This is a genomic window from Photobacterium kishitanii (assembly GCF_003026355.1).
Lineage (GTDB): Bacteria > Pseudomonadota > Gammaproteobacteria > Enterobacterales > Vibrionaceae > Photobacterium > Photobacterium kishitanii.
On record NZ_PYON01000016.1, the window covers coordinates 1 to 22,605 of the forward strand.

Below are 22,605 nucleotides of genomic sequence, written 5' to 3' on the forward strand. Positions count from 1 at the left end.
TCTTCAATTAAAGTTTTGTTGGTCTTTCGACCGGCTCAATAAATACTGACTTTAAATACCGTAGTAAATTAAAGCTTTTTATCATTTAAAAAATGATAATTAAATAACTGTGCCAAAATAACTTGCGTCATTTTGTTTTGGTCACTCAGTTTATTGATAAATCTTTCGACTTAACTATTCAGTGAGTGCCCACACAGATTGCATGGTCAAATTGTTAAAGAACATTGACTCAACACTACGTGCTGGTCAGGGATGCGTATAATACGCAAACTTAACTTAAAGTCAAGAAGAAATTTTATTTTCTAAAACATCTTGTTGACTCTCTTTTCGCCATAACAGCTAAAGAAGAACACTTCTTAAAAGCAATCACCTTGATATTCATCGAATTACAAGTTTATCATTAAATGGAAGCTAAACATCAAAAGTTTGAACTTGATCGGCTGTTGAACCGTATTCCCTTTCGATGGAGCCGCATTATAGAGACTTTGATCACTCTGACAAGCCTTTTTAAAAAAAAAGAATGTAATTGCCGATTATTTCATCTAATGTGAACAATGTGACTGTAATAAGCACATGCGAGTAAATTTAAGCTCAATTATTATTAATTACAGGTCATTAAAATTGGCATCATTGTAAGCTTGATGTTAAAACACCAACTTAATGCATTCTTCTCTTTCCCTTTTGAGATGTACTTTAAATATGAAATCAAATAACCAAACCACAATAACCGTGATTGCTATCGCTATCATTGGCGCCTTAATCTTTAGTATATTCAGTAGTACTCCACCAGCCATAAGCTTTGCGCTAGGTGCAATGCTAACTGGACTGGCGTTACGATTTATGCAAGAAAGTAAACATACCATCCTCGATGAATCAGATCCTTCTCAGAGCAGCAAAACCCTTTATGTTGGTAACCTTCCTTATCGTGCAAATGAGAGTGACGTAAAAAACCTTTTTGCTGAGCATGGCGATGTTTTCGCTGTACGTTTAATGAAAGACAAACGTACTGGTAAACGCAGAGGCTTTGGCTTTGTGGTTATGAGTAGTCAAGATGCAGAGCATGCTATTGATCAACTTAATAACCATGAATACGGTCAACGTACACTAAAAGTACGTGAAGCCAATGAGCCTAAAAATGCGGATAGTTTAGATCTTGAATAGCATCTAACTGCATTTCATTTAAACTTTTATTCAGCGCCGCAGCATCATATGTTGCGGCGCTGCTGTATGTGACATTCTTTATCGTATTCGTTGAGCTAAAAACGTCTGTTGGCAACTCTAATAATAATGCTACTCGTCTAGCAATCGCTTTACCTGAATCAACCACATTGACAGAATGCTTTAGTACCGCCTGAATTTCTTTTTTTATCAACGGGAAATGGGTACAACCTAATACAATACTATCAATTGTGCCTTGCCAAGGTTCTAATATTCGTGACAATTCATCCATATCAATAGGCTTACCACGTAGTTTTTGTTCTGTCATCTCAACCAATCGCGTTGAACCTATCATTTTAACCTCACACCCATTAGCAAATTGCTGCACTAATTGATGAGTATAAGCTCGATTAACCGTCGCCGGTGTTGCAAGTAAACCAATTGATTTAGTTTGGCTGACTAAAGCGGCAGGTTTTATCGCAGGAACAACCCCCACCACTGGTATTGCTAATTGCTGGCGTAACGAAGGCAAGACAATTGTACTCGCGGTATTACATGCTATGACGACTAAATCAGCCTTATATTGATTAGCTAATAACGCCACAATATGATTGGTGCGCTTAATTAATGTTACGTCGTCTAATTCACCGTAGGGAAAAGCCGCATTATCGAAAGCATAGATGAACTGCACTTGAGGTAGTAAAGCATGGATCTCTTGATAAACAGATAAACCGCCCACCCCAGAATCAAAAATGACAATTTTTTTCACTACCACTTACCTTGATTACGACATCGAGCCGTTATGATACTGCGATATCAGCATCAGGCAAAGATTCTGTCTCTTCCAATGTATAGCGTTGATAACAAAATCGAGACTCTATTTCGTGCGTTAGCCAAGTTAAGTTCAGAGGCTGTTGATAAAAAGGGGCATCAACAACTAAAGTATGAAACTCACCATTTTCACCACAAAGATCTACCGTGGTTGGTAATTCACTTAATAACTGATGATTAAACCAACGCCCACAAAAATCAATCTTCAACTGAGTACTATCAATGGTGATCAATTTGGTTTTAATACCACATTCAATAATTTCATTGGCTAATTGAGCACTGGGTTGTCCTAGCAATGGAAAAATACATTCCCAGCCAGCAGGTTCAATATATTGACGTCGGTAATCGCTAATGCCATTACAAAACAAATCACCAAAAGCGACAGCATTAAACTGTAACCCACAATTTTTTAGTCCATCAATAATCGTCTGTCGATAAACACCGTTCTCAGGAAATACTTCCGGCAATTCAATAAGCACTAATGGTAAACCAATCAGCTGAGCTTGCTGTTTGACAACCGCAATTGGAGTCGCTTGAAAGGGAACATCATTATTTACATGGGTGGTGAACAGTCCAACCACATCATAATCAGGATCATTTAATAGCCGCCATAAGGTTAACGCTGAATCTTTACCTGATGACCAACTGATCATTACTTTTGTTTTCATCTACATCACCATAAAAAAGACCGCTCGATGGCGGTCTTTATCTATACATAATCAAACATTAGAACTGGTAATTAATACTGGTGTAGAACGTTCGGCCAGGCATTGCATAACCAGCGGCTGTTTCATAATCTTCATTCAGCAAATTAGCCACTCTCCCTTTTAGCGCAAGCTTAGGCTGCAGCCAATATGTTAATGCAAGATCCCATGTATCATAAGCTGGTAATTCCACATCAAAATCTGGACGTTTACCGTGGTACTGATAAGTCACAGCAGTATCAAGATCGCCATAACTCGCGGTACCAACCCATTTAAATGAAAACTTTTCACGACGTATCAGCTGTTGGCCTTTGCTGTCTCGAGGATCTTTAAAATCAAAGTTTAGCTGATGGCTAATAATACCAGTATCAAAGTCAGCTTCGACTTCAACACCTTTGATTTTACTTTCACCGGCAACATTTTCATAAGAAGGAGCACCGCCAGTATAATTAATCAAATCATCAATACGCATTTGATATGCAGTTACTGCCAAACTACCAATGTCGTAATCAGCATGTAAGGAAACATCAATATTTTTTGATGTTTCCGGGTTTAAATTAGGATTACCTGTTGACCAAGCACTTTTCACATAAAGTTGATAAAGGTTTGGCGCTTTAAATGCAGTGCCATATGAGCCACGTAGTTGAATATTGTCATTTAAATACCAACCACCAGCAATATTATAAGTCGAATGGGTACCATACTGCTGATTATCATCAAGACGGACACTGGTTTCGATACTAACAGGCGAGTAATCCCATAACCCAATTGCGTAATAACCAGTATTATCACGCTCTTTATTACCAGCAAAACCGGTTAAATCATTCCATTGCTCTTGACGCCAATCAATACCACCACTTACTGATAATGTAGATAATAATTGATATTGGTTATGCCATTGAACATTACGCTGGTGATATTGATCCTGACGATTTATAACATTCGTTTTATCAATACGATCAAGATTATCTTGCTTTTGGTAATCAAAAATCACCGATGACTTATAACTATCCTGAGCATATTTTAAACCTGCCGAATAATCATTAAATTCCGTTTCTGCTCTTACGTATTGATGTCCCGAATAGATACTTGAGCCATCATATTGATAATGGTTTTTATACCAACGGGTTGCAACATAACCTGAAACCTGATCACTAAATTGGTGATGCAGTGCTAACGAAGCATTACGGCTATCAAAGCCATGTTTATCGCCATCATTCAACCCTGGCTGAGGGTGGACATTATAGCCTTTGTCATTTTCATAACCGGCAGCTAATTGTAATACCGTTTTATCACCAATCTTATAAGCACCTGAAGCATTAGCCTCTTGGTAGTTATGACTCCCAATGCCTAAATCTAACTTCGTTTTTGATGGCGTGTCAGTACCAGTAAGAGTGATGATATTAATCACACCACCGATTGCTTCTGAGCCATAAATCGCAGCACGCGCGCCACGGGTAAATTCAATCCGCTCAACTTGAGTTAATGGAATTTGATTAAAATCAACATTACCCGCAACTGAACGAGCCATGCGAATACCATCGACCAAAACTAAAACTTGATCTGAGTTAGCGCCGCGCACAAAAATACTTGAGCTTTGACCTCGACCACCATTTTGAGTGATCTGCACCCCTGGTAATAAGCTCAACACTTCAGTTAATGTTTTAGCCTGAACATTATCAATATCTTGACGAGTAACTACATTAAAAGGCGCAAGCACAGATGTAATTGGCTGCTCAAAACGGTTAGCAGTTACCACCATCACATCGTCAGACGTTGTATCAGCAGCAGATGAAGCAAAAGAAGGGAGACACAACGACGCTATCGTCGCTGCTAAAAGGGATTTTTTCATTACAATTTCCTAAGTCGCGTTAATATCAAGCAATATTGCTTGTCTGCTGGTTGGTATTCGGACTTAAGAGCATGACCATCTGGTCGCCTAGGCAACAACTTCCCATTGTCACTATACTAAATCATGGCTTGATTATTCGTAGGGAGTATCAACAGTGTTTGGATTACATCCATGTGCGTTCGTTCTCTATTACCGCTGCGCGTCAGTTACGGATTCTCACCGTATTCCCGAGCCTTCCAAGGCTTAACCAGCACAGCGCGAATGCTAGTGATGTATCGCTTTTATGTCTAGTTTTGTTTGTTATTAGTTATAAAAATTTAGGGACTCGAAGATTTTAATTTGCCCCAACACTGGACATCAGTGCGCAATACAATAAAATCTGCGGTCTTATTTTGAGCAGTCGAGGCATACACTATGACATCCACCGTCCTTAATACCGCTGACTACCAGCCACAGTTGGATGAAAAAGCAGCGCGTATTCAAGATCTACTTAGCGATTTTGAAACGCCTGAATTGGAGGTGTTTGCCTCTCCTGCAGAGCATTACCGTATGCGTGCAGAGTTTCGTGTTTGGCACGAAGGCGAAGAGCTGTATTACATCATGTTCAATCAACACACCCGTGAGAAATACCGTGTTGATCAGTTCCCTGCGGCAAGCCGTTTAATTAACGATTTAATGCCAATGCTGCTTGAGGCAATTAAGCCGATAAAAGCCCTTCGTCACAAATTATTTCAAGTCGATTTTTTATCGACCTTAAGCGGTGAAATTCTGGTTTCAATGCTTTACCACCGCCAGTTAGATGACGAATGGACTGTCGCGGCGAAAAAACTAAAGCAACGCTTAAACGACGAAGGATTTAAGTTAAATCTGATTGGTCGTGCGCGTAAGATGAAAATCGTGTTAGATCAAGACTATGTCATTGAGCAGCTAAACGTTCACGATAAGACGCTAACGTACAAACAAGTTGAAAATAGCTTTACCCAACCTAATGGTGAAGTTGCCCAGAAAATGTTGGAATGGGCCGTTGATTGTACTCAAGATAGCGCGGGGGATTTACTGGAGCTGTATTGTGGCAATGGTAACTTCTCATTAGCGCTAGCACCGAACTTTGAACGCGTATTAGCAACTGAACTAGCAAAACCTTCAGTTGATTCGGCTCAATACAATATCGCGGTAAATAACATTGAAAACGTACAAATCATTCGTATGTCAGCGGAAGATTTTACTGATGCAATGGCAGGTAAACGTGAGTTCCGCCGCCTAAAAGATCAAAATGTCGATCTACAAAGTTATAATTGCAATACTATTTTTGTCGATCCACCACGTTCAGGCATGGATGACGGTACCTGTCGTATGGTGCAAGGCTACGATAATATCATGTACATCTCATGTAACCCTGAGACGTTACGCGATAATCTAGCAATCTTAACTGAGACCCACAATATTACTCGATTTGCGTTATTTGATCAGTTTCCTTACACCCACCATATGGAAGCAGGTGTATTGCTAGAACGCAAATAACCTTAAATACCAATTAGCTGAATACAAAAAAGGCGCTATCAGCGCCTTTTTCATTTTAATCACAAGCTAATATAACTTAAGCTGCTTTTTTCTCTTTCTTATCCATTACACCCATTTTGTATGACACCCAAAATAGCAATGCCAGTGTAATCATTAATGGAATGAAATTTGAACCCATATCAGGGTGTTCAGCACGCAGTAATGCCGCATAACCAAAGACACCGACGAAGAAACATGCGCTAGCAAGCGCCGGAACGCCCTCTGCCATAGGTTTACGCATATATTCTTGATATAAGCAGTACAATGCCATGGCAAAGGCCAAGACAGGGAAAATAGAGAATGTTACATAGCTTGAGAACAATACAGCTAGAGTGCCGTAACCACATAAACCTGCCAGTGCAGATAAAATCAGTGTTTTACGCTCTGCTTTAATTTGTTGCTTTTCCATATATACTTCACCAAAATCAAAATAAGATTATAGTTTCTGCCTGAGCTCTCGACGCTCACGCTCTTTACGGTACCAATAGGCACCTTTTGCAATCATTCTAAGTTGCATAATCAGTCTTTCTGCATGCTCAGCGCGAGCATGACAATCAAGATCAAGTGCCTCTGCACCCGAACTAAAGACCAATGTCACTGACGCTTCGGCTTGAGTATATGCTTCCTCATGAGTTACCCCAGTTTTAGCTTCAAGATACTCAGCTAGTTCAGCCACAAAATGTTGTATTTCTCGTACAACCGCAGCTCGAAAAGCTGTTGATGTACCAGAGCGCTCACGAAGCAGTAAGCGGAATACGTTAGGACTACTTTCGATAAATTCCATAAAAGTCTCTACCGAGGTACGGATCACGCTGCCTTCTGTAGCAATACGTTGTCGAGCTTGACGCATTAACTGACGAAGAATTAATCCTCCCTCATCAACCATGGTTAACCCTAACTCATCCATATCTTTAAAATGACGATAAAATGACGTTGGAGCAATACCTGCTTCACGCGCAACTTCGCGTAGACTTAAATTAGAAAAACTTCGCTCGGCACTTAATTGGCTAAAAGCGGCATCAATTAATGAACGCCGAGTTTTTTCTTTTTGCTGAGCCCTAATCCCCATGAATTATCTGCTTCTCTGTGATTTTATTACAATGATACTCTGTTTACACAGTAACATCCGCGTCATTGCAACGACGCAATACACTCCCATAGTAAAGGTAGAGCGCGACTGACGCAAAGCCAGATTCATATCATTTTGCATTTTATATCATAAAGTGTGGCGCCTGTTTAATAACCGATCAGGATCTATAACGTTTGATTAATAATAAAAACTTCGTGATCGAGTTCGAGCTCTGACCATGCAGCCATTCATCCTTATCAGCCAAACAGTTACCATAGTGATAATTTACTCAGCGATAACACGATCAAGGAATGAGCCGATGTCTAATAACCAACCCACCCCGAAAAATAATTTTGATGTCATTATTATTGGTAGCGGTCCAGGTGGTGAAGGTGCTGCTATGGGGCTCACCAAAGCCGGCTTTAAGGTCGCGATCATTGAACGTGAAAATAGTGTCGGTGGCGGCTGTACGCATTGGGGGACTATCCCATCTAAATCATTACGCCATGCGGTAAGTAGGATTATCGAATTCAATCAAAACCCACTTTATTGCAATGATACTTCAACCCTGCACCGTACTTTTAGTCAGATCCTCCACCATGCAGCAGAAGTGGTCAGTAAACAAACTCGTATGCGCCAAGGGTTTTATGATCGTAATCACTGCCAAATTATTCATGGTGAGGCCAAATTCGTTGATCACCATACCGTTAGCGTTACCAGTAGTGATGGCAGTATTGACCATTTTAGTGCTGAGCGGTTTATCATCGCCACGGGTTCTCGTCCATACCAACCCGCAGAGGTTGATTTTAATCATAGCCGTGTTTATGACAGCGATTCAATTTTACAATTAGCCCATGATCCGCGCCATATTCTGATTTACGGCGCGGGGGTGATTGGCTGTGAATATGCGTCTATTTTTCGCGGCTTAGGCGTAAAGGTCGATCTCATCAACACTCGCCAACGGTTATTAGAGTTTCTTGATAATGAAATGTCGGATTCACTGTCTTATCACCTGAGTAATACTGGCACCATGATCCGTAATGATGAAGTTTTTGAAACTATTGAAGGTACTGATGATGGGGTTATTCTGCACTTAAAGTCAGGCAAGAAAATGCGGGCTGATTGTTTACTGTATGCCAATGGCCGTACTGGTAATACCGATAAACTGGGATTGGAGCATGTCGGGTTAGACGCCGATTCACGAGGGCAATTACAAGTGAATAGTAACTATCAAACGGTAGTTGAACATATCTATGCGGTTGGGGATGTGATTGGCTACCCGAGCCTTGCTAGTGCCGCTTATGATCAAGGACGCTTTGTCGCCCAAGCTATCAGTACAGGTAAAGCACAAGGACAATTAATCGCCAATATTCCCACAGGCATTTATACCTTGCCTGAGATCAGTTCTGTCGGCCAAACCGAGCAGCAATTAACCGCGGCAAAAATACCTTATGAAGTAGGTCGATCGCAGTTCAAACATTTAGCTAGAGCTCAAATTGCAGGAACAGAAGTCGGCAGCCTTAAAATATTATTTCATCGTGAAACTAAACAAATTCTCGGTATTCACTGCTTTGGTGAACGTGCCGCTGAAATTATTCACATCGGCCAAGCTATTATGGAACAAAAAGGGGAAGGTAATACGATTGAGTATTTTGCTAACACGACCTTTAATTACCCAACAATGGCGGAAGCATTTCGCGTCGCGGCACTAAACGGCCTTAATCGTTTATTCTAACGCCTGAAGATACCCACATCAAAAACGGAGCGACTATGGCTCCGTTATCGTTTTTAGTTATTCATTAAAACGTTATTCGGCAGTCATTAAGCGATCATCGGCGGTTAAAATTGATGTCCACGGTAATTGTTCATCGCCTAACACAATAAAATTTGGATTTTCTAAAGTCTGGCGTAAGTTATACGACAACGGCGTAATATGAGTATTAAAAATTCGCCCGCCCGCTTCTTCAACAATACATTGCGTTGCCGCAGTATCCCACTCTCCCGTTGGCCCTAACCGTAAATAACAATCCGCGCCACCTTCAGCAACTAAACATGCCTTAAGAGACGCAGAGCCAAGTTCAATTAAGTCATATTGATATTGACTATCAAATCGCGCTTTAGTGGTATTAATGTTCTGGCGACGGCTAATCGCAATCGTCAACGCACGTAATGGAGAGTGGTGCTTATTGGTTGAAATAACGCAAGTTTCACCATCGGCAGTTATTTTATGTGCCCCTTGTCCTTGAGCAGCATAATAAGTAACACCAGAAACTGGCGCATACACGACCCCGATGACTGGCTTATTATTTTCAATCAATGCAATAATAGTCGCAAAATCACCACTGCCAGCAATAAACTCTTGAGTACCATCAAGAGGATCAATCAACCAATAGCATGGCCACTGACTACGCTCAGTTAACGAAATATTGGCGTCTTCTTCAGATAAAACAGGAATATCTGGCGTTAACAGTGATAACTGCTCAACAACTAATTGATTGGCCGCTAAATCAGCACTGGTGACAGGAGTATTGTCTGATTTAATGTGCTGCTCAAACTGGCCTTTTTGGTAAATATCTAATATCAAGCGACCAGAGGCTTGAGCAATATCAATAACATTAGGAATTAGATGGTTAAGGTTTAGTGTCATAGGTTATTCCTCGCGAGCTAAATACTTCAACGCTAAAAACAGCGCACTAATACTACGCGCTTCAGCAAAATCAAGATGATTAAGTAATTCTTCTGCTTGAGCTAACGGCCACCGTACAATCTCTAACTGTTCCGGCTCATCACCTTCTAAACGCTCTGGATATAAATCTTGACCAACAAACAAGGTCATACGGCTCGAAAAATACGACGGTGCGAGAATCACTTCTTTTAATGGTTGTAACCGCTGGGCACCAAACCCAATTTCTTCTTTTAATTCACGGTTTGCCGCTTCAAATGCAGTTTCACCGGCATCAATGAGCCCTTTGGGAAAGCCTAATTCATAGCGCTCAGTACCAACAGAATACTCACGAATCAATAATAAATCACCATCGGCAGTGACAGGTACAATCAATACCGCATGACGGCCACTTGGCTGCATACGTTCATAAGTACGCTCGACACCATTAGAAAAACGTAAATCCAATGATTCAATTTTAAAAAGTCGTGATTGTGCAACAACCTCGGCTGCTAAGATTTGTGGTTTATCTTTGCTTATCGCCATTGTTAGGTCCTGTTTAATAGAAAGCGTTACCAGAATAAAAAAAGCTTACTCTAATTAAAAACTAATAATCATTAGAAATAAAGCGGCAGTCTAAATCGACTGCCGTTATTAATAGTTTTATGATTAAAATGTTAACTAACGCTACAATCGTCCCGAATAGTTAAGCTTATATTGACCTTTAGTATTTGGCTCGCCTAACCATTTTAATTGTTTAGCCAACTCAGCGGGGAATTGCGCTCCCGGTTTAAACCATCCTTGCAATTTATACTGTTGATTAGTAGCGAGGTTAGCTTGCCAATCACTGCTCACATCATCCGATGCTTGCTTAATCTTCGCAACAACAGCACCGTTAGCACAATTTAAGTCCGCAAAAACAGGCCCCGGTTTAATGGTCCCCATTGGCGTTTCAGCTGCCCCTTGTACCCAAGCTAAGGTCGCATCAAGCGTTTTACAATATGGCGCCGCATAGTGGTAGTCTCTAACTGTTAATTCCAAATTACCCTTCACCGTTATCGGTACTGGCAATTGGGCTTGCGATACAGCTTGAGCTGCAGGCATAGATAACAATAGTTTTTCAGCAAATGGACCAGCACTACTATAACCAACCAATCCTTGCCCTTGTAGCTGCCACTCGCTACCTTGGCCAAAGCGGACATCAAACGCAAGCTCACCATGAAATAAGCGTCCTAATCGCATATCCCAGTGTAAACGACCAAAGGGTTGATTCTGCCAACGAACATTGGCAGCCATTCCTTGCCACGGCGTTCCCGTAATACCTTCTAAGGCTAAGCCATTTATTTTAGGTGCATGCTGCCATACCCAACTTGCTGGAATATGGGCCACTAAACTCGCAATAAATACCGCACCAAAACTGGCACCAACGGCTAACTTAAATTTCACGGTTATCCTCGCCCTAACTGCAAACGGTTAACTTCAACCATACCGTTTTTATCGGTTTTTGAGAGATCAATAAACTGGGTGTTAATACCGTAGCTCTGCTGCAAATACACTAACCAATTCACCAACGTATCAAACGGTAATGGCTGCACCCAAACTTGTAAGGCGTCATTACGCGGTTGCATGCGAATCAAATCAATTTTGAAACGGGTCGTAGTTTCGTTAATAACTTGGTTAAGCCCTTCATCACTAACATTCACTGTTCCCCCTGCACGTTTAAGTGCCGAAATTTGATTAGCTTTATGTTCAACCCACGTCAATAGTTGGCGTTGTTGATTAATCTTATTCTGGGCCTCTGCCGCACGTTGATTCAACGGTTGCCATACTCCCCAATAAAGAATCGCAATAGCCAATGCACTGCCAGCCCCGAGAAGCAAATGTTGTTCCCGCTGACTGAGAGCTTTCCACCATGCCTTGAGCTCTGCCATTAGGCTTTTCTCCTCAGTACTACTGCACCACTGACTAAATTATCTGCTTTAGTTAATTGACCTTGATCGACCTCAAACTGCGCACTCAACGCACTGCGTAACTGTTCAAAATCTTGAAATCCCGCCGCCGTTGCTTGAAGGCGTAATTCACCCCGCGTTTGATCATATTTAAGGTTAACGATCTTAATCGTTGGCACTTGTGTTAATGCTGGTTTTAATTCACTCAACCACATTAGCATGCCATTTTGTTCGCCATGACCACCTAAACTTTTCAATGCGGCATTCATTTGATTTTTCAAATAACTCTGCGAAGGAATACGTTTAAACTGTGGCAGAACCTGACGAAAAATACGTTCACTTTCAGCTCGATAAGCATTCGCTTGTTGCTCTAAACGCTGTGTAGTTAGTACTTGCTCACCAATAAGAGCAACTAATACCACTGCCGCTGCAATGGCCACTTTACGCCACGGCTGTAAATGCTTACGCCATGCGGCTTGTGGCTTATAAGGCCCAGATAACAAAGTTGCCTTTGATTCTGCAGCACCTATTGCTAACAATTGCATGACTAACTCAGGCGCTTGAGGCTGCCAATGCCCAGGAATATTAACTGGCGCTGGCGTATAATGGTGAATCGTCACTTGGGCTAAACTTTCTGTGGCAGCAACAATCGATTCAACTTCTTCAGCTAGGCGATCAGCTTCAACGTCTGATTCAATCTCATCACCATCGTCACCATCGTCATCAGCGGTATCATCCACACGATCAATCACAATTGGCGCTTTTTGGGCTGTAACCCAAGCGGCTAACCAACTTGCGTCGGCACAGACACCCATAGCTTCTGATTGACGAATCAACCACTGCCCATCAATTTCAGCCGCACTGTAACCATCACTAAATAATGGTAGACATAAACAATCTGGAATCAGTTTTTTAAGCTCAATACCACAGTCTGAAAATGCCGCTAACCACAACGCTATTTTCTGGTGCTCAATAATAGCTACCGTTGCAATATCATTATCACGTTTAAGTAATTGCACATGTAAGCTATCGACATCTTGAGCCAGCTCTTCTTCAAGCAGATACGGTAATACCGCCGCTAACTGACGGCTACTACCGGCAGGAATCGCTACTTGAGTTAATAGCATCTCACTGGTTGGTACTAAGCCATAAACAGGGCGAGTTACGGCATATTCCGTTAGTTCACTTAACTGATTTATATCCGCCAATTGACCAGATGCAATCACTTCATTTTGCAGTGGCGACCAGACCAGCCATTGCACCGGCATTCCCGGCCGGCTACTTAGCCTTATCGTCAGAAATTCGCTCACGGATTCCTCCATATTGGCGACGAACTACCGTCACCTTGTTCTTATCATCACGTTTAAATAATGCCACGGTTCGTACTCGGGCACGGTCTACTTTTATTTCAGCGTCTAACGAAAAATAATGGCTGGTAACAGTTAAATATTTCTCCATTTCTGTTGCAGTTTTATCCGTTCCTGAAGCAGGACTTTCTGTTGGAGGCTGTGGAATAAGCTTCATAAAATCAGCAACAGAATCCCATACGGTATGATTTTTATCACGATCAATAATAATTTTTTTCGCATCTTCTAATGATAACGATGGCGAAAATAATGCCGACAACAACACCGCTTGTTTTTCCGTAATGGTATTAACATTAAGCAGCATATCATCTGTTGGCAAAGCGCAAATTAAGCCTTTCAGCTGTTGATAAATTTTAGCTGAAACGCCATTAATGGCTCTAAATTCACTGCCGTCAGCTAACCAATCATTGGCTGTAACATATGGCGGTTGAAAACTTTCATAGCTACTGTCTTCTGCACCATACGCTGATTGCACCGTGGTGTTATCGTCGACAAACTCCCAGCTTGAGTCAGCAATCACTTCGGCTTCATAGTCATCAACACCTGACTCAGTGAGAATATTTTGTAAATAAGTCACTAAAAATGGCTTCTGATTACTGTCCGTTTTAGCTTTAACATTTCTAAAGGCGTTAAGATTAAAACAGGTTTGTTTATCGGTTAAATTACCACTAATAACGGCACCACTATCTAATGGGTAACTTTGCTCACCCACGGCCCATGGTTGGGTTAAATTAACGGTTTTACTGTCTTTAAGACTTTGCTTAAGTGCCTGTGCCGCAAGAGCCTCAACCCCTAAGCTATACCAATAACCTTGTTGATGTTCGACTTGGTTTTGTACTCGATGAAAATTTAGCTGTAGCCGCTCAGTCATTTGCACTGCTAATAAACTCATTAAAGCCACTAACAGTAACACCACAATTAATGCCACCCCACGTTGCTTAATCATGCGTCAGACTCCTGTTCATTCGTCTTCAACACTGAGGTGGGTAATAAATATATCCGCTCAATTTCACCCAGTTTTTTCAAGGTCATAATAACTTTGATACCCGCTGGCAAACTATTGGGTTTATCCCATTTTTTATGCCATTGCTTATCATAATAAAATTCAAATTTTAAATCGGTAACCCCAGTTAACAACACTCGCACTAACGGCTTAGCGCCAACAACGGTATCAGGATAACGAAACCATATTCGCTCTAATTTATCATCGATAATACGGTAACCAACACGGGTAATATCACCCCGCGGAAACATTGCTTGCGGGTTTTGCCAACCATCACGTACGAATGTGATCCCTTCACTGCTCGAATCCAATAAATACTCACTCGCCTGCAATATTTTATCGGTTGGCTTTTCTGCATCCACTCTAAATTTACGCGCTACAATCTGTCGAAAATCATTGTCCATCATGATCATGGTACGCTGTATCGCTTGTAAACGTTGATTGTGATCTTTTGATTGCGCGTCACTGCGCATGACATTATTCAATACCTGGTTGGCAGATAGGCTCAACATCGCAAATACCGCAATCGCCACCAGAACTTCTAATAACGTAAAACCTTGCTGACGACGATGATTAATTGCTGACATAAGTCTTTACCGTAATAACTGAGTGTTTTCGTTGTGGATCAGTGGCAACTGACACTTCAATTTGACGCAAAAGTTGTTGTTGCGTTTTGGTACTAGTGACAGTCCAATACCATTCACGCTCTGCTAAAGTCGACTTGCCGCGTTTAACTGACGTTGGATACTGACCGCTTAAATGCAGCTGAGCTAACTCATTATCAGCCACCATTGATGCTAACGTCTTTTGCTCTAAGTAACCTAAGTTATTAAGGTTTTGACTCACTGCTCGCATAACACTTAATGCTGCAACCGCAAAAATGGCTAACGCCACCAGCACCTCTAATAATGTGAATCCTTGCGAACGCTTCATTGCGACTGATCCTGCGTTGCTAACCCCTGCGCCGTTAGTTGCTGTGCCAATGTTTGCCCAGGCGCTAATAACACTAAATTACCCACCTCGTCAGCCACTACCTGCCAAAATTGATGTTGGTTATCGATTTCAAAACTCACTGTAAATGGTGTGTATTCACCACTCGCCATCACTACAATTTGCGGGGGTAATTGCTTACTTTCCTGATCAGACTTTTTAAATATGTCGTCACTTTTAAATATTGAATCAGATTTAAAAAGTCGGTCCTTATCTTTCCATGCGCCACCAATTGCCACTGTGGCCGTGATACCCGCATCCAATTTAACCTTGGTGAAAAACTTAGCCCCTTCGAGCGGTTGCCAGCCATCTTGGGTGAGGGTTAAAAAGTAATATTGATGCGGTTCGATACGGATACCATAATCGACCCCATTTAACATTGCATCCTCACCCAAAAGTTGGGCTAAATGATGAAAACGTACTGCCTGCTCTTTAATCTCATCACGTTTATTATTGGGTAACGTCGATACCACAGCAACAGCACTGGTTGCCAGTAGCACTAACACCAACATAATTTCAATTAAGGTAAAGCCTGCATTACGTTTCATCATCATTTCTTAGCTTTATTTTTTGTAGTTCAACAGATTCCAGTTGCCGATATCAGTATTAATACCGTCACCGCCTTCTTGACCATCAGCACCTAGACTAAAGATATCAATCGCACCATGCTCACCTGGTGACACGTATTGGTAGTCATAACCCCATGGATCTTTTGGTAAACGCTTAATGTAGCCACCATCACGATAATTACGTGGTTCAGGTGAAGAAGAAGGTTTCGTTACCAATGCTTCTAATCCTTGGTCAGTGGTTGGGAACACGCTATTATCAAGCTTGTACATTTCCAATGATTGCTCTAACGAACTAATATCTGTAACTGCTTTTTGTTGGTCAGCTTTTTCTTTGTTACCTAGTAGGTTTGGCACCACTAAACTTGCCAATACCCCAAGAATTACAATTACTACCATTACTTCTAACAGTGTAAAACCACGTTGCTTTTGTTGCATTATTCACCCTCCAAAAGAAAATCTACATCCCGACCATATTGTTTAATTCAATAATCGGCATCAAGGTTGCAATTACAATAAACATTACTACCCCCGCCATCGCCACAATCAATAACGGTTCAAACACCCCTAACGCCATATTCACCAATGACTCAAAATCGCGATCTTGGTTATCAGCTGCGCGAGTAAGCATTTGCTCAAGCTCACCACTGCGCTCACCACTGGCAATCATATGTAACATCATCGGTGGAAACAGCGCAGTTTTTTCCAAAGAAATACGTAAACTTGCGCCCTCGCGCACTCTATCAGCGGCTTCGAGAATCTTCTTATTTACATAGGTATTGGTCATCACATCAGACGCGACTTTCATACCATCTAATAACGGAATCGCACTCGAGGTACAAATCGACAATGTTCGCGCAAAACGCGAGGTATTCAACCCTCGTGCCACCTTACCAATGACAGGCACTCGCAAAATAGTCCGATCCCATTTCATTCGAAACGCCGGTTTTTTAAGGGCGGTTTTAATGAGCGTAATCATGGCGACAATCGCAATCACCACCAGCAACCCCCAATGTTGGACAAAGTTACTGGCGGCTAATAACACTTCAGTGATCGCTGGTAAACCTTGATTCATCTGCACGAATTGATCGACAATTTTGGGTACAACCGTTGCTAACAAAAACGCCACTACCGATACCGCCACCAACGTTAGCATCAGCGGATAAATCATCGCTTGTTGAAGCTTGCTACGCATTTTCTGACGGTTTTCACTATAGTCAGCGAGACGGTTTAAAATAGAATCTAAATGACCCGACTTCTCACCGGCTGCCACCATCGCTCGAAACAACTGATCAAATACATGCGGATATTCCGCCATACTGTCAGCCAAGGTATAGCCTTCAACCACCCGGGAACGCACCGCGAGTAAAATGTTTTTTAAACGTGGCTTTTCGTTTTGCTCTGCCACTGCTTTGATACACTCTTCCAGTGGCATTGAAGCCTGTACTAAGGTTGCTAACTGGCGAGTAATAAGCGCTAGTTCATTAGTACTAATACCACGTCGAAACGTTAACTTACTCGGTGCGGCCGCTGTTTTTTTTCCTTGGCCTGACGTTTGATTAACCTCAACGGGTACCAGTCCTTGTTCTCGTAACTGCTGCCTAACTTGGCGTGAGGTATCACCTTCTAAAACACCTTTCTTCTGGCGTCCTTTGGCATCTAAGGCTTTATATTCAAATGCTGCCATTAACTCTCCTTAGTCACTCGCAACACTTCTTCAAGTGTGGTGATCCCTTGGCTTACTTTGGCGAGGCCATCATCACGAATACTTGGCGTGGTTTGACGCACATATTTTTCAATCGCTTGCTCACCCGCCTCGGCATGAATCAACTCTTGTACATGCTCATCCACTTGCAACAATTCATGTATACCAGTACGACCACGGTAACCTTTAAAATTACATTTTTCACAGCCACAAGGACGATACAACGTCAGGCTATCGGTTGCGGTTAACATAAACAGCTTTTTCTGTTCGGTATCCGCTTCATACGGTTGGCGACATTCAACGCACAAAGTCCGCACCAAACGCTGGGCTAATACACCTAATAGTGATGATGACACCAAGAATGGTTCAATACCCATATCACGTAAACGAGTAATGGCACCAACCGCAGTATTGGTGTGCAAGGTTGATAACACCATATGACCAGTTAACGATGCTTGCACAGCAATCGCGGCCGTTTCTAAATCGCGAATCTCACCAATCATTACCACATCAGGATCTTGACGCAAAATAGCTCGCAAACCACGCGCAAAAGTCATATCAACCTTGCTATTTACTTGCGTTTGGCCGATACCATCGATATCAAATTCAATCGGATCTTCTACGGTTAAAATATTACGCTCTGCACTATTAAGCTCTTGCAAGCCCGCATACAAGGTGGTTGATTTACCTGAACCCGTCGGCCCCGTCACCAAAATAATCCCATGGGGACGATCAATGATCTTACGGAATGATTCATGGTTAGCTGCTGTCATGCCTAAACTATGTAAGTCGAGACGAGTGGCATTTTTATCTAATAGACGCAGCACGACTCGCTCACCGTGTGATGACGGCATAGTTGAAACCCGCACATCCACCGCACGGCCACCGATACGTAATGAAATACGGCCATCTTGTGGAATCCGTTTTTCAGCAATATCCAATTTAGCCATGACTTTGATACGCGAGACTAACAACGGTGCTAATTTACGGCTTGGTTGTAAGACTTCACGCAACATGCCATCGACTCGAAATCGAATCGACAGCACTTTTTCAAAGGTTTCGATATGAATATCAGACGCACCTTCTTTGATTGCTTCTGCAAGCATCGCATTAATCAATTTAATGATCGGGGCATCATCTTCAGATTCAAGCAAATCTTCGGTTTCAGGTAACTCTTCAGCCAACGAGAAAAAGTCATCGCTATCAGAACCTAAATCTTCCATTAACTGACGTGCTTCTGATGAATCACGCTGATAAGCTTCGGTAAGCTTTTGCTCAAATTGCGACTCTGATAATTCAACCGGATAAAAACCTTCGCCGATCACCCGCCGCACTTCTGCTAACACTATTGCGGATAACTGACCGCAATAATACAACTGCCATCCTTGCTGATTGGCTTCAATCACAACATGATGGCGCTTGGCGAAAGAAAACGGCAATCGAAATAACACTGCGGTTTCTAGCGCCGAAGACTCATCAGCCATTAGTGTTTCTCCAATTGAGATATAAATGCCCGTACTTCTGCTGGCAACGCCATATCATCACCATATTTTGGAATAACAGGCATTTCAGCATCCATCAAGCGCATTCCTTTATCTGCTTGGTACAACTGTTGGGCACGAATATAGTTATATTTACGCTGCGTCATACCATCGGCACTCATACCATCACGTAAAATGGTTGGGCGAATGAAAATCATCAGGTTGGTTTTTTCTGTTTGATTATTCGTCGAACGGAATAACGCCCCCAATACTGGAATATCACCTAAGATTGGCACTTTTTGTTCTGACTCAAGGGTCTTCTCTTGCATCAAACCACCCAGCGCAATCATATTGCCATCTTTAACCAATACTGATGTCGTCAGCTCACGCTTATCAAACCGAATATCAACGGCACCGTTAGCATCGGCAACTTGTGATACCACTTGCTCGATCTTCATCTGTACTGAGTCACCTTCGTTAATTTGCGGGGTAACTTTCAGTTGAATACCAACATCTTTACGCTCAACAGTAGTAAATGGATTATCGTTATTTGAACCCGTTTGCGAACCAGTAGTAACCGGCACTTCTTGACCTACAGACAAGTTAGCTTCTTGGTTATCAAGCACGGTAATATTCGGCGTTGAAAGCACGTTAACATTACGGTTAGATTGTACGGCCGTCACCAATGCGGTCCAATCACCCAAGGCAATCGCGGCAGCTGCCCCTTTAACGCCACCTAAGAAAGTCGCCATTGGTGCTAAGTCACCACTTTCGGTGGTTTCAGTGGTATAAGGTTTACCGCTTGAGTCAGTACCATGCTGTACCGATGTCGTCTCTTTACCCGCCTCTTGAGCAGATAACAAACCACCAATTGGGGCACTACTATTACCAAACTGGATCACACCGCCATCTTGAGAGCCCCACTGAACCCCAAAGTCGACCCCTTCACCTTCTTGAACTTCAACAATCATCGCTTCAATATGGACTTGCGCTCGACGAATATCGAGCTGAGCAATGATCGACTCTAAACGTTTCATCACATCAGCAGGCGCTGAAATAATTAATGAGTTCGTTGGCGCATGTGCCGAAATCATCACATCGTCTTTACTTGTACTCTGGCCTTGACCTGAATTACCTTTGGTCGATGCTTGAACATTTTCAGATACCCCTTTGAGGACATCGACTAAATCTTCAGCTTTAGCATATTTAAGATAAAACACGCGGCTATTACCGCTAACAGCCATCTCTTTATCCAAACGATGAATCAGTTTCTTTAACCGTTCACGCACTTTAGGATCACCAGAAATCAATACTGAGTTCGTGCGCTCATCAGCAACCGCTTTGGGAATCAGAAAACTTGGGGTTGATTTTGCTTCGGCACTTTTATTAAGTGAATCAATAATACGTACCATTTCTGATGCTGAAGCGTTATTGAGTGACACCACAGTCACATCTTTATTACCCGCACGGTCAACTCGTTCAATAATCTCTGCTAATCGGTTTACCACTGCAGCACGACCAGTGATCATAATGATATTGGCGGGATCATAATGAACGACGTTACCCGCGCCAGCATTATCATTAAGTTGGCGTAATAACGGCGATAACTCTCGCACCGACACATTCTTAACCGCAATCACTCGCGTAACGACAGCGTCACCAGGAATATTTTTATCGTTAGCGCCAACAACAGGAATAGCGGCTGTTTTAGCGTCTTTATCACGAATAACTTTCATGACACCATCTTCCATGGTCACAACAGCATAACCATAGACATCAAGCACATTGAGGAAGAAACGGTAATACTGCTCTTCATTCAATAAATCATAACTACGCACATTGACTTGCCCACGTACTGCGGGATCAATAATGATCGTTTTATGTAAGGTGCGACCAACAATGTTGATGAACTCTTGAATGTCGGTACCTTTAAAGTTGGCACTTAATTCATCAGCCATTGCTTGACTACAAAACAAGCCACTCGCTAACAATAGGGCACTTTTACCCATCCATTTTTTCACAAAAAACTCCTGCTTTATCGCATATTCATTTCAAGCTAAGCACTAAAGGTTATTGCAGCTCAATGTGGATATCATGTAACTGACCATCACGTTCAACCGTCAGTGTAAAATCAGAGGCTGAAGATAACTCACCCCAAAGTTTGGCCATAATTGCAGGATCGGTAAGACTATTACCGTTAATACTCACTGCAAGATCATTGGCTTTAAGACCGACCTGATCAAATAAAATTCTATTTTTACCTGGATTGACACGATAGCCTTCAATTTGGCCATCTTTTTTCACCTGAGATAAGCGGATATAACTAAATAAAGTTTGAGGCTCAGATAAAATTTCTTGTTTGATTTTAGCCAGTTCAGCAGCATTGCTGTTACTTGGGGATGTATTACGTTGGGATGAGACTGGCGCCACTGATGGTTTGGTAAACTTTAATCCCTCAAGCATTAAAGTTTCATCACGACCATTATTACGAATGATAACGCGATCGTTATAGACCGCAATTAAGGTTGCGCGAGTATTATCAATCACTTCGTTAATACCATAGGTATTTTGTTTACCGTTATTAGTAACGACTGCGAGTGCTTTAGATGGCGTTGAACTGGCCACCACACCCACTAATGTTAATCGTAACTGAGTTTGCGGCGCATCTTGTTTAACGGGTTTTACCGCCACAGGGGCTGCATTAGCCTGATAACGCCCAAACAAATTCAAGCTTAAAATTTCATTTACAGGTAATTGCTGTTGTGAGGTATTAACGCTAACAATCAACGGCTGCCAACGAGCAACAGCGGGGGCAGGTTCGACAATAGACCACACTAAACGGCCTGCAACCCAAGCAAATATCACTACCAAAAGACAGGTTAAAATACGCGTGACTGATTGTAATGATAACGGACGTTTGGTTGCTGCAGCAGCAAACCACTTTGAAGCAAACATAGTGAAATCCATTGTTAAAATACCAAGTCCCATTAAACAAATAAATGCAATGCAATCGCACATCAAAATTGAACTGACTATGATCGCCTGTTAATCACCGAAATACTATTTAATAATCCCAACAAAACACCATAGTATCTAAGAATTTAATGATTTTTTGTAATAAATTCTTACTCAGTGATTGAAATCCGCGGCTAATATCACCATTTATAATAAATAATCACTTTACTGCTGTTATAAGTAGAATGTGATAATTTATCGTTTCAACAAATAAAGGCACCGTGATGAATCAAAACACCTCGAATATTAAACAGGTTCGTCTTGATAAATGGTTATGGGCTGCCCGCTTTTACAAAACACGTTCAATTGCTCGCACCATGATTGACGGCGGTAAAGTGCAGTATAATGGCCAGCGTTCTAAACCAAGCAAAATTATTGAGCTTGGCGCTATGGTGAAGTTACGTCAGGGTAACGATGAGAAAATCATCATCATTGAACAAATCTCTGACTGCCGCCGAGGCGCACCAGAAGCTCAGCTGCTATATCAAGAAACAGCCCAAAGTATTGCAACCCGTGAACAAACAGCAAAAATGCGCAAACTCAACGCTTATGATAATCCAAGTCCAGAAAAACGACCGGATAAGAAGCAGCGACGTGACATTATGCGATTCAAAAACATTAACTCATCTGAATAAATAACTAAGTGCCAACTTATTAAATTATAATCTTGACTGTGAGTGCTTTATCGCAACG

General features: G+C 41.9%; 23 protein-coding genes and 1 riboswitch. Of the genes, 4 read left to right on the forward strand and 19 right to left on the reverse strand.

The genetic code is table 11. The features are described 5' to 3' along the window. The first annotated feature begins 699 nt into the window (after window positions 1-699). The gene (locus C0W29_RS16165; RefSeq protein ID WP_045043625.1) at window positions 700-1,161 is read left to right on the forward strand and encodes an RNA recognition motif domain-containing protein; all 462 of its coding nucleotides are present in this window, start codon (window positions 700-702) and stop codon (window positions 1,159-1,161) included. Here C0W29_RS16165 and murI read toward each other — a convergent pair. The 3 genes from murI to btuB are packed head-to-tail and all read right to left on the reverse strand — an operon-like array spanning window position 1,130 to window position 4,545. Then, window positions 1,130-1,927, reverse strand: a complete 798-nt coding sequence (gene murI, locus C0W29_RS16170) for a glutamate racemase (RefSeq protein ID WP_080895444.1) — start codon at window positions 1,925-1,927, stop codon at window positions 1,130-1,132. The genes C0W29_RS16165 and murI overlap by 32 nt on opposite strands. Before the next feature lie 31 nt (window positions 1,928-1,958). After that, on the reverse strand, window positions 1,959-2,657 hold the full coding sequence (locus C0W29_RS16175) for a Dph6-related ATP pyrophosphatase (protein ID WP_045045499.1): 699 nt from the start codon (window positions 2,655-2,657) through the stop codon (window positions 1,959-1,961). A 58-nt stretch (window positions 2,658-2,715) separates the two neighbouring features. Then, a complete protein-coding gene (gene btuB / locus C0W29_RS16180) occupies window positions 2,716-4,545 on the reverse strand; it encodes a TonB-dependent vitamin B12 receptor (protein WP_045045498.1) in 1,830 nt (609 codons plus the stop codon). Between the two features lie 31 nt (window positions 4,546-4,576). Beyond that, a riboswitch (cobalamin riboswitch) is annotated at window positions 4,577-4,812 on the reverse strand. A gap of 147 nt (window positions 4,813-4,959) precedes the next feature. Between btuB and trmA the strand changes: the two genes are divergently transcribed. Beyond that, window positions 4,960-6,066: a tRNA (uridine(54)-C5)-methyltransferase TrmA gene (trmA, locus tag C0W29_RS16185; RefSeq protein ID WP_045043621.1), complete on the forward strand. Its 1,107-nt coding sequence runs from the start codon at window positions 4,960-4,962 to the stop codon at window positions 6,064-6,066. A 76-nt stretch (window positions 6,067-6,142) separates the two neighbouring features. Here trmA and C0W29_RS16190 read toward each other — a convergent pair whose 3' ends face one another. Continuing rightward, a complete protein-coding gene (locus C0W29_RS16190; RefSeq protein ID WP_036788358.1) occupies window positions 6,143-6,514 on the reverse strand; it encodes a YijD family membrane protein in 372 nt (123 codons plus the stop codon). 27 nt (window positions 6,515-6,541) lie between these two features. Further along, on the reverse strand, window positions 6,542-7,174 hold the full coding sequence (gene fabR, locus C0W29_RS16195; protein ID WP_036788361.1) for an HTH-type transcriptional repressor FabR: 633 nt from the start codon (window positions 7,172-7,174) through the stop codon (window positions 6,542-6,544). Between the two features lie 319 nt (window positions 7,175-7,493). On the opposite strand from fabR, the gene sthA reads away from it, so the two are divergent. Further along, window positions 7,494-8,909, forward strand: coding sequence for a Si-specific NAD(P)(+) transhydrogenase (sthA, locus tag C0W29_RS16200; protein WP_036788364.1), 1,416 nt, complete (start codon window positions 7,494-7,496; stop codon window positions 8,907-8,909). 72 nt (window positions 8,910-8,981) lie between these two features. Here sthA and cysQ read toward each other — a convergent pair whose 3' ends face one another. From cysQ to gspC, 14 genes are all read right to left on the reverse strand, one after another. Continuing rightward, window positions 8,982-9,821: a 3'(2'),5'-bisphosphate nucleotidase CysQ gene (gene cysQ, locus C0W29_RS16205; RefSeq protein WP_036788367.1), complete on the reverse strand. Its 840-nt coding sequence runs from the start codon at window positions 9,819-9,821 to the stop codon at window positions 8,982-8,984. A 3-nt stretch (window positions 9,822-9,824) separates the two neighbouring features. Then, a complete protein-coding gene (gene nudE, locus C0W29_RS16210; RefSeq protein ID WP_036788370.1) occupies window positions 9,825-10,382 on the reverse strand; it encodes an ADP compounds hydrolase NudE in 558 nt (185 codons plus the stop codon). Window positions 10,383-10,523: 141 nt separating this feature from the next. Continuing rightward, entirely contained in the window at window positions 10,524-11,282 is a 759-nt protein-coding gene (locus C0W29_RS16215; RefSeq protein ID WP_045045497.1) for a type II secretion system protein N, read from the reverse strand. A 2-nt stretch (window positions 11,283-11,284) separates the two neighbouring features. After that, entirely contained in the window at window positions 11,285-11,767 is a 483-nt protein-coding gene (locus C0W29_RS16220) for a type II secretion system protein M (RefSeq protein WP_045043618.1), read from the reverse strand. Continuing rightward, complete coding sequence (gene gspL / locus C0W29_RS16225; protein WP_235869039.1) at window positions 11,767-13,095, reverse strand: type II secretion system protein GspL; 1,329 nt, start codon at window positions 13,093-13,095, stop codon at window positions 11,767-11,769. Before gspL ends, C0W29_RS16220 begins: the two co-directional genes overlap by 1 nt. Then, on the reverse strand, window positions 13,064-14,098 hold the full coding sequence (gene gspK, locus C0W29_RS16230; protein ID WP_045043616.1) for a type II secretion system minor pseudopilin GspK: 1,035 nt from the start codon (window positions 14,096-14,098) through the stop codon (window positions 13,064-13,066). Before gspK ends, gspL begins: the two co-directional genes overlap by 32 nt. Further along, entirely contained in the window at window positions 14,095-14,742 is a 648-nt protein-coding gene (gene gspJ / locus C0W29_RS16235) for a type II secretion system minor pseudopilin GspJ (protein ID WP_036788381.1), read from the reverse strand. Before gspJ ends, gspK begins: the two co-directional genes overlap by 4 nt. Next, window positions 14,729-15,088 (reverse strand): type II secretion system minor pseudopilin GspI, encoded by a 360-nt coding sequence (gspI, locus tag C0W29_RS16240; RefSeq protein ID WP_045043615.1) that lies wholly within the window; start codon window positions 15,086-15,088, stop codon window positions 14,729-14,731. Before gspI ends, gspJ begins: the two co-directional genes overlap by 14 nt. Continuing rightward, complete coding sequence (gene gspH / locus C0W29_RS16245) at window positions 15,085-15,696, reverse strand: type II secretion system minor pseudopilin GspH (RefSeq protein ID WP_045045503.1); 612 nt, start codon at window positions 15,694-15,696, stop codon at window positions 15,085-15,087. Before gspH ends, gspI begins: the two co-directional genes overlap by 4 nt. Window positions 15,697-15,708: 12 nt before the next feature. Then, window positions 15,709-16,149 (reverse strand): type II secretion system major pseudopilin GspG, encoded by a 441-nt coding sequence (gene gspG / locus C0W29_RS16250; protein ID WP_036788385.1) that lies wholly within the window; start codon window positions 16,147-16,149, stop codon window positions 15,709-15,711. Window positions 16,150-16,171: 22 nt separating this feature from the next. Then, entirely contained in the window at window positions 16,172-17,398 is a 1,227-nt protein-coding gene (gspF, locus tag C0W29_RS16255; protein ID WP_036788387.1) for a type II secretion system inner membrane protein GspF, read from the reverse strand. Beyond that, complete coding sequence (gene gspE, locus C0W29_RS16260) at window positions 17,398-18,900, reverse strand: type II secretion system ATPase GspE (protein WP_036788388.1); 1,503 nt, start codon at window positions 18,898-18,900, stop codon at window positions 17,398-17,400. The genes gspF and gspE overlap by 1 nt, the downstream gene beginning before the upstream one ends. Then, window positions 18,900-20,918: a type II secretion system secretin GspD gene (gene gspD, locus C0W29_RS16265; protein WP_045043614.1), complete on the reverse strand. Its 2,019-nt coding sequence runs from the start codon at window positions 20,916-20,918 to the stop codon at window positions 18,900-18,902. Before gspD ends, gspE begins: the two co-directional genes overlap by 1 nt. A 49-nt stretch (window positions 20,919-20,967) precedes the next feature. Continuing rightward, window positions 20,968-21,852 (reverse strand): type II secretion system protein GspC, encoded by an 885-nt coding sequence (gspC, locus tag C0W29_RS16270; protein WP_045043613.1) that lies wholly within the window; start codon window positions 21,850-21,852, stop codon window positions 20,968-20,970. 284 nt (window positions 21,853-22,136) lie between these two features. On the opposite strand from gspC, the gene hslR reads away from it, so the two are divergent. After that, a complete protein-coding gene (gene hslR, locus C0W29_RS16275) occupies window positions 22,137-22,547 on the forward strand; it encodes a ribosome-associated heat shock protein Hsp15 (protein ID WP_045043612.1) in 411 nt (136 codons plus the stop codon). Window positions 22,548-22,605: the final 58 nt, after the last annotated feature.